Origin of the sequence: Pseudomonas sp., assembly GCF_030683065.1 — a bacterium.
Classification (GTDB): Bacteria; Pseudomonadota; Gammaproteobacteria; order Pseudomonadales; family Pseudomonadaceae; genus Aquipseudomonas.
In genome coordinates this window covers 43,765-56,436 of the sequence record NZ_JAUXMX010000043.1, presented here as the reverse complement: position 1 = coordinate 56,436, position 12,672 = coordinate 43,765, and the positions used below count along the sequence as shown (strand labels likewise).

The following is a 12,672-nucleotide window of genomic DNA, read 5'->3' as shown; positions in this document are numbered from 1 at the left end:
CGCCCGCCAAGGCCTGGCGAGCAAACGCCGCCAACTGACAACGCTCTCGCCGGAGGCCGAACCCAGGTCTTGTGTGCGCTCTGCAACTCGCCAAGGATCAGTCGTCATGCTCAGCCAACAGACTCCGCTCAACCCCGCGCCACTTTCGCCCGAGCAGCTGCGTAAGCTCGATGCCTACTGGGCTGCGAGCAATTACCTGGCGGTCGGGCAGATTTATCTATACGCCAATCCGCTGCTCAAGCAGCCGCTGACCCTCGACCATGTAAAGCCACGCCTGCTCGGTCATTGGGGCACCACGCCGGGCTTGAACTTCATCTATGTGCACCTCAATCGGCTGATCAAGCAGCACGAGCTGAACGTGCTGTATGTCGCCGGGCCTGGACACGGTGGCCCGGCGCTGGTGGCCAATACCTACCTGGAAGGCAGCTACAGCGAGGTGTACCCGCACATCTCCCAGGACGAGCAGGGCATGCAGCGGCTGTTCAAGCAGTTCTCCTTCCCGGGCGGGATTCCCAGCCATGTGGCCGCAGAAACCCCGGGTTCGCTGCATGAAGGCGGCGAGCTGGGTTATTCGCTGTCCCACGCCTTCGGTGCGGCCTTCGATAACCCGGATCTGCTGGTCGCCTGCGTGGTCGGCGATGGCGAGGCGGAAACCGGCGCGCTGGCCACCAGTTGGCATTCCAACAAGTTTCTCAACCCGGCGCAGGATGGCGCGGTGCTGCCGATTCTGCATTTGAACGGCTACAAGATCGCCAGTCCGGCCATCCTCGCGCGGATCCCGCATGACGAGCTGTATGCGCTGTTCTACGGCTACGGCTATGCGCCGTATTTCGTCGAAGGTGACGACCCCGCGAGCATGCACCAGTTGATGGCGGCCACTATGGACGCTGCACTGGCCGACATCCAACGCATCCAGCATGAGGCGCGGGTCAATGGCGTGAGCACGCGGCCACGCTGGCCGATGATCATTCTGCGCTCACCGAAAGGCTGGACCGGCCCGGCGCAGGTCGATGGGCAGACGGTCGAAGGCACCTTCCGCGCGCACCAGGTGCCGATGGGCGAGATGAGCAAAACGGGACATGTGCAGATTCTCGAGACCTGGATGCGCAGCTATCGCCCCGAGCAGCTGTTCGATGCAAGCGGCAAGCTGTTGGCCGAACTGGCCGAGCTGGCGCCCCAGGGCAAACTGCGCATGGGCGCCAATCCGCACGCCAATGGCGGTGTGTTATTGCGTGAGTTGCAGCTGCCGGACATACGCGACCATGCCGTTGCTCTGGAGCGCCCGGGTGCGGTCAAGGCCGAGGCCACGCGGGTGATGGGGCGTTTCTTGCGCGATGTGATGCGGCTCAATCTGGGCAGTAACAACTTTCGCCTGTTCAGCCCAGACGAGAACAACTCCAACCGCTGGCAGGACGTGCTCGACGTCACCCCGCGCAGCTGGATGGCCGAGCAGTTCGACTACGACGACAAGCTTGCGCCTACCGGGCGAGTGATGGAGATGCTCAGTGAGCACCAGTGCCAGGGTTGGCTGGAAGGCTATCTGCTGAGCGGGCGCCACGGTTTTTTCTCCTGCTACGAAGCCTTTATCCATATCGTCGACTCGATGTTCAATCAGCACGCCAAATGGCTGAAAAATGCTAACCAGATTGCCTGGCGCCAGCCGATTGCCTCGCTCAACTACCTGCTGTCGTCGCACGTCTGGCGTCAGGATCACAACGGCTCCAGTCACCAGGACCCAGGCTTTATCGACCATGTGCTGAACAAGAAAGCCGAGATCGTGCGGGTCTACCTGCCGGCCGATGCCAATTGCCTGCTGTCGGTCACCGACCACTGCCTGCGCAGCCGCAACTACGTCAACGTGGTGGTCGCCGGCAAGCAGCCCGAGGCGCAGTGGTTGGACATGGACGCCGCCATCGCCCATTGCCGTGCCGGCATTGGCGTGTGGTCGTGGGCCAGTAATGAGCAGGGCGGCGAGCCTGATGTGGTGCTGGCCTGCGCCGGCGATGTGCCGACCCTGGAAGCGCTGGCGGCGGTGCAGTTGCTCTGGGAGCATTTCCCCGCGCTCAAGGTGCGGCTGATCAACGTGGTCGACCTGATGCGCTTGCAGCCGGCCAGCGAACACCCGCATGGCTTGGCCGACGCCGACTTCGATGGGCTGTTCACCACGGATAAACCGATCATCTTCGCCTATCATGGCTACCCGACGCTGATCCACCGCCTGACCTACCGCCGGCGTAATCACGCCAACCTGCATGTGCGCGGCTTCAATGAAGAGGGCACGACCACCACGCCGTTCGACATGGTGGTGCTCAACCAGCTGGACCGATTCCACCTGTTTGCCGAGGTGGTCGCACGCTTGCCACAACTGGCTGAACAGGCTGCGGCAGCCCGGCAATTTGTCGACGACAAGTTGCTGCAGCACCGCCGGTATATCGAGGAACACGGTGAAGATCTGCCGGAAATTCGCCAGTGGCGTTGGCTGGGCAAGGCGGATTGAGCGGCAACAGAGCCTGACAGCCTGTACACATTATTCAGGGAGATTATTTTGAGTTCACGTATTCATCCGTTGGCCGGCAAGCCGGCACCAGCAGACATGCTGGTCGATATTGAGCAACTGCTGGCCGCTTATTTCGACCTGCAGCCTGACCCCAGTGTGGCGGCGCAGCGCGTGGCCTTTGGCACCTCGGGGCATCGCGGCAGTTCGCTGGCCGCCAGCTTCAACCAGTGCCATGTACTTGCCATCAGCCAGGCGATCTGCGATTACCGCAGCGCGCAGGGCATCGATGGTCCGTTGTTTATCGGCGCGGACACCCACGCCCTGTCGCAGCCGGCGCTCGATACGGCGCTGGAAGTGTTGGCCGCCAATGGTGTGCAGACCATGATCTCCGCTGGCGGCGAGTTCACCCCGACCCCGGCGATCTCTCATGCCATTCTGGTGCACAACCAGGGCCGTAGCACGGGCCTGGCAGACGGCATCGTGATCACCCCATCACACAACCCGCCGGACAGCGGCGGTTTCAAATACAACCCGTGCAATGGCGGCCCTGCCGACAGTGACATCACCAACTGGGTGCAGAACCGCGCCAATGCCTTGCTCGAGGGCGGCCTCAAGGCGGTCAAGCGCATGCCGCTGGCCCTGGCGCGTCAGGCGGCGACTACCCATGAGCACGATTACCTGACGGCCTATGTCGGCGACCTCGGTAGCGTGATCGATTTTTCGGTGATTCGTGCTGCCGGCCTGCGTATAGGCGTCGATCCGTTGGGCGGCGCGGGCGTGCATTACTGGTCGCGCATCGCCGAGCAGTACGCCATCGACTTGCAAGTCGTCAGTCAGGTGATAGACCCGCAGTTCGCCTTCATGAGCCTGGACTGGGACGGCCAGATCCGCATGGACCCCTCATCGAGCCACGCCATGCAACGGCTGATCGGTCTCAAGGATGGCTATGACATCGCCTTCGCCTGCGACACCGATTACGACCGCCACGGCATAGTCGCGCCGAGTGTCGGCTTGCTGCCGGCCAACCACTTTCTCAGTGTGGCCATCGATTACCTGTTCCAGCATCGTCCGCAGTGGAGCGCCACCGCAGCGGTAGGCAAGACCCTGGTCAGCAGCGCCATGATCGATCGGGTCAGCGCCCGTCTGGGCCGACCCATGCAGGAAGTGCCGGTGGGCTTCAAGTGGTTTGCCGGCGGCCTGTTCGACGGCTCGCTAGGTTTTGCCGGTGAGGAAAGCGCCGGCGCCACCTTCCTGCGCCGCGATGGTCGGGTCTGGACCACCGACAAGGACGGCATGGCGCTGGCTTTGCTGGCGGCGGAAATGACTGCCAGTTGTGCTCGCGATCCCGGTGAACTGTACCGCGGCCTGACCGAGGAATTCGGCGCGATAGTGGCCGACCGCGTCGATGCGCCGGCCACCCCGGTGCAGAAAAAAGCCCTGAGCCAACTCTCGCCGGAGCAGGTGCGCAGCACCCAACTGGCTGGCGATGCGATCACCCAGGTTCTGGACAAGGCGCCGGGCAACGGCGCGGCGATTGGCGGGATCAAGGTGATCAGCGACGGCGGCTGGTTCGCCGCCCGACCTTCGGGCACCGAGGACATCTACAAGATCTACGCCGAGAGCTACCGCGACCAGGCGCACCTGCAGCAGATTCTTGGCGAGGCGCAGCAGATCGTCGACGTGGCGCTGAGCAAGGATTGAGCGCGTGTGAAAAAACGCTCGCCTACTGCGATCGCCCCCTAGCGTCCGCTGCTGGCGCGGCCGCGGAGATGGGGTCGCGCCAGCGCTCAAGCCGGTAAAAACTGTACGCTCACGGCAAACCCGTCGGGTTTGCCAGGTGCCGGTGAAGCAAACAGCAGGCTGGCGCCCACCCCCTGGGCAATAGTCGTGGTGATCGCCAGGCCAAGTCCCGATCCTTGCGCCTGGCTGTTGCCGCGCACAAAACGGCCACTCAGTTGCGCCAGCAGCGCCGGGGGAACCACCGGGCCTGCATTCACCACCTGCAGCAGGGCTGCGCTGGACAGACTCACCTCGATAGCCTGATCGCTTGCGCCATGTTTCATGGCGTTCTCGATCAGGTTGCGCAGCAGAATGGCAAAGGCGTCCGGATCGATTGTCACGAGCACCGCCTCGGCGTTTGGCAATTGCAGCTGCAGACGCATGCTGGCGGTGCGGCGCAGGTCATCGACAACGTGGGCGAGCAGCGGCACTAGGTCTTGCGGCGTCTCGGACAGCAGGCCAGCGCCCTCGGCCTTGGCCAGTTGCATGAGTTTTTCCGAAAGCCGTGTCAGTTCGCGCAGTGACGCCTCGATCTGCGCCGCTCGCTCCTGCAGCGGACCGTCGGGGGCTTCGCGGCGCAGGCGTTGCACCTGAGCCAGGGTCGCCGCCAGCGGAGTGCGCAATTCATGGGCACTGTTGGCGGTAAAGCTGCGCTCGGCCTCCAGCGCTCGGCGCAGTCGTTCCATCAGGTGGTTGACGGCGTCCGCCAGCGGGTTGATCTCGGCGGGTAACTGCGCGGCTTTGATCGGCGACAAATCACCGGCTCCACGGGTCTCGATGGCGTGCCGATAGGCCAGCACACTGCGCAGGCTCAGGCGCACCCATAGCCAGGTGCCGAGCAGGCTAAGCGGAATCAGCAGCAGCAATGGCAGCAGCAGTGCCAGGGATGTTTCCCAGGCTGCTTCGCGGCGATGCGCCAGGGGCTCGGCGACCTCGATGAATACAGTTTCGCGCAGCGCGCTGGCAGCATAAAGGCGGTGCGTGGCGGTCGTGGAAAAACCCTCGCGCGGCTGCGCACTGAACAGTGCCGGGTCGGCATCATGGGATTGCAGCAGGGTAGTGCCGTGGTTATCGCGCACCAGGTAAGTCAGGTACTCGTTGTGTGCTTGCAGCGAGGCAATATGCTGCAGCGCGTCAGGCTCCTCACGACTGACAATCTCGAGGACAGCCAGAGGCAGAATCCGCTGCGCGGTTTCCTCCAGGGCACTGTCGAAGGCTTCACCCAGCTCATGCTGCACAACCATGCCGGCGATGGCCGTAGCGATCAGCCAGAGCAGGGTAATACCCAAGGTCAGACCCAGCCCCAGGCGTTTTTGCAAACTGGCGCCAGCGTTCATTTCGCCCCCAGCCGATAGCCCATGCCGCGCACGGTTTCAATCAGCTCGCGGCCCAGTTTCTTGCGCAGGCGGCTGATGTACACCTCGATGGTATTGCTCTCGATTTCGGCGCCGAATGCGTACAGGCGCTCTTCAAGCTGCGACCTCGACAGCAGTGCGCCGGGGCGCTGGATAAAGGCTTCGAGCAAGGCCCACTCGCGCGCGGTCAGATCCACGGCCATGCCGGCGCGCGCAACGCTGCGCGCAGTCAGGTCGATGTGCAGTTCGCCCAGCTGCACCAGCGGGTTGGGGTTGCCACTGTAGCGACGCGCCACTGCGGCGACTCGCGCGGACAGTTCGAACAGGTCGAAGGGCTTGACCAGGTAATCGTCGGCCCCGGCATTCAAACCGGCAATCCGGTCGGAGATCTGATCCCGGGCGGTGAGGATGATCACCGGGGTGGCATCGCCCGCGCTGCGGCGTTGGCGCAGAAAGTCCAGACCACGCCCGTCTGGCAGCATCAGGTCGAGCAAGATCAGGTCGTAGGCGGTCGTGCGTACGCTCGCTTCGGCATGCGCGAGCCGTTGCACCCAATCCACCGCATGGCCGTCATCGACTATCTGTTCGCGTACAGCGTCGCCCAAGCCTGGCGAATCCTCGACCAGCAATACCCGCATGTCACACCTCTTGTGCTCAGTGGCTGGGCTGCAGATTAACGGTTGTACCTGAAGGCAACCTGAAGGGCGGCCCTTCAGGTTGCCTTCAGAAAGCCGCGCTAGGGTATGCCGCACATGCCCAGGCAGGAGGAAACATCATGAACGCTGCGTTTTTTGTAAGTGTCGCGCTACTCGGTGCGCTGGTGAGCGGCAACGTGCTGGCCAGCGACGATTGTGTAGACCCGGTAGCCGACTGGCAGCCGCGCGAGGTACTGCGCCAGCAGGTCGCGCAGTACGGCTGGACGGTGCAACGGATCAAGGTCGACGACGGCTGCTACGAAGTCCGGGGGATCGATCGCTGGGGTAACAGGTTCGAGGCCAAATTCGCCCCCGCCTCGTTGTCGATTCGCACCCTGGAAATTGACTTCAGACCCGACGGCGATGCCGCCGAATACCTGCAGAGCAGTCAGTAAACCCAGTGACCCGCCTACGTAACTTGCGGCAGCGCATTCAGCGTGCTGTCAGCTCTCGGCGCTAGGGTAGGGGCATAACCATTGAGCCGGAGATACACGATGAAACCCTATGCCATGAAAAAGATTGCGGCCGCCGTTTGTCTGGCCGGCGCCATTGTGCTGCCAGGCGTTGCTCAGGCACGCGAAGTGACCTTGACCACCGAGCTGAAGAGCTATCGAGGTAACGACGCCTACCTGGCGTTCTACCTCACCGATGCAGATGGCCAGTACCAAAGCACGCTCTGGGTCGCTGGCAAGAAGGCCAAGTACTACAAACATCTGCGCGATTGGGCGCGTGGCAGCGGCTTGAACGCCAGTGAGTTCGACGGCGTAAGCGGTGCCAGTGTTGGCAGTGGGCAGACCCTGACAGTGACGGTTGAGCTGGCCGATGCGCTGATCGATGCCGGTTATGAAATACGCGTGGACAGTGCGGTCGAGGACAAACGCGATAACCGTGCCGAGGTCAAAGTGCCGCTGACCCGTCAGGGCGCCGGCCAGCCAGCTAGCGGCAGCGGCTATATCGAATCCTTCAGCTACGACCTGTAATCCCCGTCCAGAGGAGGCACACCATGCTACGCCAGCTTCATTCACTGCCCGGTCTGTTTGCCGCTCTGCTGGTCATGTTGCTGGCGCTCAGCGGTGCAGTGCTGTCGGTCACCCCGGCGCTGGAACGGCTTGACGCCAGCGTGCCAGCCGCCGGCCAGATCAGCGTCGCCGAGTTGGCAGGGCGGGTGGCGCAGCATTATCCGGGAGCCGAGCAGCTGCAGCGCAGCCCCTCCGGCACACTCATCGTGTATTACAGCGAGCACGGCCAGGCCGGTGCCGCACGCATTGACCCGCGCACCGGGCAAGGTATCGGCGCCTATGCCCCGGCGCAATTCTTGTCTTGGGTGAAGGAGCTGCATCGCTCGTTGTTGCTTGATACCCCGGGGCGTGCGGTCTCCGGTGTTGCCGCGCTGCTCATGCTGCTGCTGTCGATCACCGGGGCCGCCTTGTTGGCCAAACGCCTGGGTGGCTGGCAACAGTTGCTGCATCCGTTACGGGGCAGCTTCAGCCCGCGCTGGCATGCCGAAGTGGCTCGCCTGGTGGTGTTGGGCCTGCTGCTGTCTGCGCTGAGCGGGCTTTATATGTCAGCGGCGACCTTCGGCCTGATTGCCGATGGCATGCAGCGCGAACCCGAGTTTCCGCAAGCCGTGGACGCGGGTCCTGCTGCTTCGGTGGCAAGCCTGGCGGCGCTGCGGGCTACCGATTTGAATGACCTGCGTGAGCTGGTGTACCCCAATCCAAACGATTCCAGTGATGTCTATTCGCTGCGTACCGCCCAGGGCGATGGCTATGTCGATCAGGCCAGTGGGGCGCTGCTGTCTTACCAGGCGCATGACGCCGCGCGTCGCACCTATGAGTTGATCTACCAGTTACACACCGGGGAAGGCCTCTGGTGGCTCGGTCTGCTGCTGGGTGTGTGCGCGCTGGGCGTGCCCCTGCTAAGCGTTACCGGCGCGCGGCTCTGGTGGCTGCGCCGCCAGGCCATGCCGCGGCTGGCCAATAACTGCGCCGCGCAATTGGCCGATACGGTGATTCTGGTCGGCAGTGAAAGCAACAGCACCTGGGGTTTTGCGAAAACCCTGCACGATGCCCTGCACCAGGCTGGCCTGCGCGTGCACACGGCAGCAATGAACCAGCTGGCGAGCGAATACCGCCACGCGCAGCGCCTGTTCATCCTCACGGCAACCTATGGCGATGGCGATGCGCCGGCGTCGGCCCGGCAATTTATGGCGCGGCTGGCCAAGACTACGCTCAGACCCGGGGCAGGTTTCGCCGTGCTGGGCTTTGGCGATCGGCAGTTTGCGCAGTTCTGTGGGTTTGCCAAGGCGACTGAAACGGCCCTGCTTGAACGGGGCTGGCCGCGCTTGCTGGCGCTAGAGACTATCGATCGCCAATCCACGCAGGCGTTTGCCCGCTGGGGCCATACCGTCGGCCAGTTACTCGGTAAGGAGCTGGCGCTGGAGCACACGGCCGTGCGTCCGCGCTGTCAGTCCTGGCAGCTGGTGGAGCGGGTCGAGTATGGCGAGCAGGTGCAAGCGCCTACCAGCGTGTTGCGCTTCAAGGCCGCTGCGCCGGCGGGTAAGGTCGGCTGGCTGAAGCGCAGGCTCGGCGCTAATCCCCTGGGCCATTTCGAGGCGGGCGATCTGCTTGGCATCGTGCCGCCGGGCAGTCCTGTGCCGCGCTTCTATTCGCTGGCCAGTGGTTCGCGTGACGGGGTGCTGGAAATCTGTGTGCGCAAGCACCCCAATGGCCTGTGTTCCGGGTTTCTACATGACATGCCGCTCGGTGCCAGGATGGACGCCTTTATCCAGCCCAACCCGGATTTTCGGCCGGCCTCGGGTAAAGCCCCGGTGATCCTGATTGGCGCGGGCACGGGCATCGGGCCCTTGGCCGGCTTTATCCGCAATAACCACGCCAGGCACCCGATGCACCTGTACTGGGGTGGGCGCAATCCGGCTTCCGATTTTCTCTATGAGCCAGAGCTCAACGACTACCTGGCGGATCGGCGCTTGACCCGCTTGAATGCGGCTTTTTCGCGGGTCAACGACTGCAGTTATGTGCAGGACCGGCTCGTTGGCGATGCCTTGCAGCTGCGCCGGCTGATTGAAAAAGGCGCGCAGATTCTGGTCTGTGGCAGCCGCGAGATGGCCAAGAGCGTGGCGCAGGCACTGGATCAGGTGTTACTGCCGCTCAACCTCAATGTGCTGACGCTCAAAACGCAGGGACGATACCGTGAAGATGTCTACTGATACCGCCGCGTTGCAGCGCTACAGCCTCAATGGCGCAACCATGGGCACGCGTTACAGTGCCCTATTCTTTGCCGCGCCGGGGTTGGATGAAGTGGCTATCGCGGCCAGCCTGTTCGCCGCCGTGGACCAGGTGGACCGGCAGATGTCCACCTGGAAAGCCGATTCGGATCTGAGCCGGCTTAACGCCACGCCCGAGCAGCAATGGTTGGACATCCCGCAAGAACTGCTCAGCGTGCTGACGATGGCGTTGCGCATCGGCCGCCAGTCCAATGGCGCGTTCGATATCGGGGTCGGCGACCTGGTAAATGCCTGGGGCTTTGGCCCTGGCCGGCAAGTGCCGCGCAATTTACCGGCACAGCGGCGGCGCCAGTCAGCGGCAGAGCTGCTGGAGATCGACCAACTGCACAGCCGGGTGCGTAAGCGCGCAGCGATTACCCTGGATCTATCAGGCATCGCCAAAGGCTTTGCCGTCGACCAACTGGCCCGCTGTCTGGACGGCTGGGGGATTAACCGTTACCTGGTCGGGATCGATGGCGAAATGCGCGCCTGCGGCCTGAAAGCCGCTGGGCAACCTTGGACGATTGCCGTCGAAAAGCCGCTGCGAGGTGTGCGCGAGGTCATGGGCGTGATGGAACTCAGCGATGTCGCCATCGCCACCTCGGGTGATTACCGGCACTGGGTCGAGATTGCTGATACGCGCTATGCGCATACCATGCATCCCGCGTTGGGCGCGCCTGCCTGCAACCAGCTCGCGGCGGTAACGGTGTTGGCGTCCAGCTGCATGCTCGCCGATGCTTGGGCAACGGCATTGCTGGTGCTGGGTGAGGTGGCCGGGCCTGAACTGGCACAGGCGCGCGGCATGGATGCGTTGTTCGTGGTGCGCGCCTGTGAAGGTTTTCGCCAGCTGTCCTTTGCCGGTGGACAGCTGCAGGCGTAATTCCGGCGACCATGGCTGGTCGGCCCTCAGTTCTCGGTCAGGGTCATCAGGATGTCGGCGTACCAGGTGCAGTTGAGCCCGAGTGCTTCGTCCAGTTGCAGGTCACGGGTGCCCACATCGAGGCGCGCCGAGTGCACGCCCAGGAGCATCCAGGGCAGGTCGCCGAGGCCGTTCTGCGGGGTGTCGGCGACCCGCGTCACCACGGGTGCGCCGCTGATCCCGCGGTGGGTCCGTGCATCGCTGAGGAAGTAGCCTTTGCTCTGAAAACGCAAACCGAATGACGAGGCGATCACCGCCTGGCGCACCACCGGCATGTGGTGCAGGGTGTCGTGGAACCCCAGGGGGAAGCCGACCACCAACAGGGAGGTGCCGACCTCGACCTGGGCGGTCGGGCCATACAGGTGCTCGGGGGTGAAGGCGCGATAGAGCGCGTTCACCGGCAAGGCGGCGCGATCCAGTTCGATCACCGCCACATCGATTTCCCCGGCGGTGTCGAGGCCCTGGCGCCACAGGCTTTCGCCGTCGCGGTAAAGCGGGATCGAAATGCCGATGGATTGGGCGAGATTGTCCGGGTCGGTATGCAGTTCGATCTCGATGCGATCCGGGAAGTGTTGATTCTGCGCGTCGATCATCACGTGCCGGCTGGTGACCAGGAACAGGCGCTCGTCACGGGCGAAGAAAAAGCTGCTGGCATTGGTCAGCTGCCGCCGCTCGTTGAAGGTGCACAGGCGGGCTGCGGTAAGCAGCAAAGGTTCGATGATCATGCTGTCCTTGGATTATCCAGTTTGGCCGGGGCGGCCACGCGTGGCTGGAGGGCTGAGCGGGTGGCGCTGTCTGTTATCGGGCAAGCCTACGCCACCCGCGGCATGCCTGATAGGCGCATCATCAAGTTGTGCATGGGCGATGCCAATATGGCGCAGGGCTACCTGACTCGCGAGCAGGTAATCGATTACCTCTGTTAGCACGAGCAGCGCTGTAAATTCCCGCGTGCAGTGCACCAGCGTTGTGCTGTGTGAAAACACGCATCAGGCATTGCGCAATAGTGGTCTGCAGGCCGAGGTGCTCAAGGTCAGCGAGTTCGCCGAAATTACTGCCTATGGGGTCATGTCGACGCCTGCTCTGGCGATCGACGACCAGGTGCTGACAGCCAGTGAAACAGAGACTTTACTTGCAGACTTGCTGATGCCGTTTTCGGCTGGCGCAATCAGGTACGCTCAAGCCATTGATAAGCAGAGGAGCGTGAGCAATTGGAATTCAAGGATTATTACCAGGTTCTCGGTTTGGACAAGGCTGCCGGTGCAGATGAAATCAAGAAGTCCTACCGCAAGCTGGCGCGCAAATATCATCCGGATGTAAGCAAGGAAGCAGACGCCGAACTGCGCATGAAAGATGTCAACGAGGCCTATGCAGTGCTGGGCGACCCGGAAAAGCGCGCGGCTTATGATCAGCTCGGCAGCCGTTACCGCGATGGTCAGGAGTTCCAGGCGCCGCCGAACTGGAATGGCGGTTCTGGCTTTTCCGGCGCCGACATGGGCGAGTACAGCGACTTTTTTGCCAACCTGTTTGGTCAGTCTGCCCAAGGCCGTGGCGGGCGTGCAGGGCCTCGGCCACGACGTGGCCAGGACAGTCACGCCAAGATCGTCATCGACCTGCGCGATGCCTATCAGGGTGCGCCACGCACCATCACATTGCGTGGTGAACGGGCCGATGCCCAAGGCCGCGTGAGCGTGCAGGAACACAGCCTGAATGTGCAGATCCCCAAGGGCGTGAGGGAGGGCCAGCAGATCCGCTTGGCCGGCCAGGGCAGCCCGGGCACTGGCGGCAGTGCGGCGGGAGATTTGTTCCTTGAGGTGCATTTCAAACCAGATCCGCACTACCGGGTAGATGACCGTGACGTGTACCTGACCCTGCCAGTAACCCCGTGGGAGGCCGCCCTGGGCGCCAGCATCGAGGCGCCAACCCCATCGGGCAAAGTGCAGGTAAAAATACCCGCCAATTCAAAAAATGGTCGCAAATTGCGCCTCAAGGGCCGCGGTATTCCCGGTGAGCCAGTGGGGGATCTGTATCTGCTGCTCGATATTGTGCTGCCGCCCGCCGACACAGAAAAGGCGCGGCAGTTGTATGAAATGATGGCGCGGGAGATGGCCTTCAATCCGCGCCAGGCAATGGGAGTCTGAGCC

At 63.1% G+C, this 12,672-nt stretch carries 12 protein-coding genes; 9 read left to right on the top strand and 3 right to left on the bottom strand.

Features of this window, described 5'->3' with window-relative positions:
• Positions 1 to 106 precede the first annotated feature (106 nt).
• Positions 107 to 2,497, top strand: a complete 2,391-nt coding sequence (locus Q8K09_RS14245; RefSeq protein ID WP_305255633.1) for a phosphoketolase — start codon at positions 107 to 109, stop codon at positions 2,495 to 2,497.
• Between the two features lie 48 nt (positions 2,498 to 2,545).
• Entirely contained in the window at positions 2,546 to 4,198 is a 1,653-nt protein-coding gene (gene pgm, locus Q8K09_RS14240; protein ID WP_305255632.1) for a phosphoglucomutase (alpha-D-glucose-1,6-bisphosphate-dependent), read from the top strand.
• An 86-nt stretch (positions 4,199 to 4,284) separates the two neighbouring features.
• Here the strand turns inward: pgm and Q8K09_RS14235 are convergent, their stop codons facing one another.
• Together Q8K09_RS14235 and Q8K09_RS14230 are read right to left on the bottom strand one after the other, a co-directional pair.
• Positions 4,285 to 5,613 carry a HAMP domain-containing sensor histidine kinase gene (locus Q8K09_RS14235; protein ID WP_305255631.1) on the bottom strand — a complete coding sequence of 443 codons (1,329 nt, stop codon included), beginning with the start codon at positions 5,611 to 5,613 and terminating at the stop codon, positions 4,285 to 4,287.
• Positions 5,610 to 6,269, bottom strand: coding sequence for a response regulator transcription factor (locus Q8K09_RS14230; RefSeq protein ID WP_305255630.1), 660 nt, complete (start codon positions 6,267 to 6,269; stop codon positions 5,610 to 5,612). Before Q8K09_RS14230 ends, Q8K09_RS14235 begins: the two co-directional genes overlap by 4 nt.
• 137 nt (positions 6,270 to 6,406) lie before the next feature.
• Here Q8K09_RS14230 and Q8K09_RS14225 point away from each other — a divergent pair, with 137 nt between their 5' ends.
• The 4 genes from Q8K09_RS14225 to Q8K09_RS14210 all read left to right on the top strand — a co-directional run bounded on the left by Q8K09_RS14225 (position 6,407) and on the right by Q8K09_RS14210 (position 10,492).
• Positions 6,407 to 6,721, top strand: a complete 315-nt coding sequence (locus Q8K09_RS14225; protein WP_305255629.1) for a PepSY domain-containing protein — start codon at positions 6,407 to 6,409, stop codon at positions 6,719 to 6,721.
• Between the two features lie 114 nt (positions 6,722 to 6,835).
• The gene (locus Q8K09_RS14220; RefSeq protein WP_305255656.1) at positions 6,836 to 7,306 is read left to right on the top strand and encodes a DUF2271 domain-containing protein; all 471 of its coding nucleotides are present in this window, start codon (positions 6,836 to 6,838) and stop codon (positions 7,304 to 7,306) included.
• A 23-nt stretch (positions 7,307 to 7,329) separates the two neighbouring features.
• Positions 7,330 to 9,555 carry a PepSY domain-containing protein gene (locus Q8K09_RS14215; protein ID WP_305255628.1) on the top strand — a complete coding sequence of 742 codons (2,226 nt, stop codon included), beginning with the start codon at positions 7,330 to 7,332 and terminating at the stop codon, positions 9,553 to 9,555.
• Positions 9,545 to 10,492: an FAD:protein FMN transferase gene (locus Q8K09_RS14210; RefSeq protein WP_305255655.1), complete on the top strand. Its 948-nt coding sequence runs from the start codon at positions 9,545 to 9,547 to the stop codon at positions 10,490 to 10,492. Before Q8K09_RS14215 ends, Q8K09_RS14210 begins: the two co-directional genes overlap by 11 nt.
• Before the next feature lie 26 nt (positions 10,493 to 10,518).
• On the opposite strand, the gene Q8K09_RS14205 is transcribed toward Q8K09_RS14210, so the two are convergent.
• Positions 10,519 to 11,256 carry a trypsin-like peptidase domain-containing protein gene (locus tag Q8K09_RS14205; RefSeq protein WP_305255627.1) on the bottom strand — a complete coding sequence of 246 codons (738 nt, stop codon included), beginning with the start codon at positions 11,254 to 11,256 and terminating at the stop codon, positions 10,519 to 10,521.
• 60 nt (positions 11,257 to 11,316) lie between these two features.
• On the opposite strand from Q8K09_RS14205, the gene Q8K09_RS14200 reads away from it, so the two are divergent.
• From Q8K09_RS14200 to Q8K09_RS14190, 3 genes are read left to right on the top strand one after another with little or no spacing between them, the layout of a single operon-like run.
• A complete protein-coding gene (locus Q8K09_RS14200) occupies positions 11,317 to 11,454 on the top strand; it encodes a hypothetical protein (RefSeq protein WP_305255626.1) in 138 nt (45 codons plus the stop codon).
• Positions 11,455 to 11,479: 25 nt separating this feature from the next.
• Positions 11,480 to 11,848, top strand: coding sequence for a thioredoxin family protein (locus Q8K09_RS14195; RefSeq protein ID WP_370869540.1), 369 nt, complete (start codon positions 11,480 to 11,482; stop codon positions 11,846 to 11,848).
• On the top strand, positions 11,740 to 12,669 hold the full coding sequence (locus Q8K09_RS14190) for a DnaJ C-terminal domain-containing protein (RefSeq protein ID WP_305255625.1): 930 nt from the start codon (positions 11,740 to 11,742) through the stop codon (positions 12,667 to 12,669). Before Q8K09_RS14195 ends, Q8K09_RS14190 begins: the two co-directional genes overlap by 109 nt.
• The last annotated feature ends 3 nt before the right edge of the window (positions 12,670 to 12,672 follow it).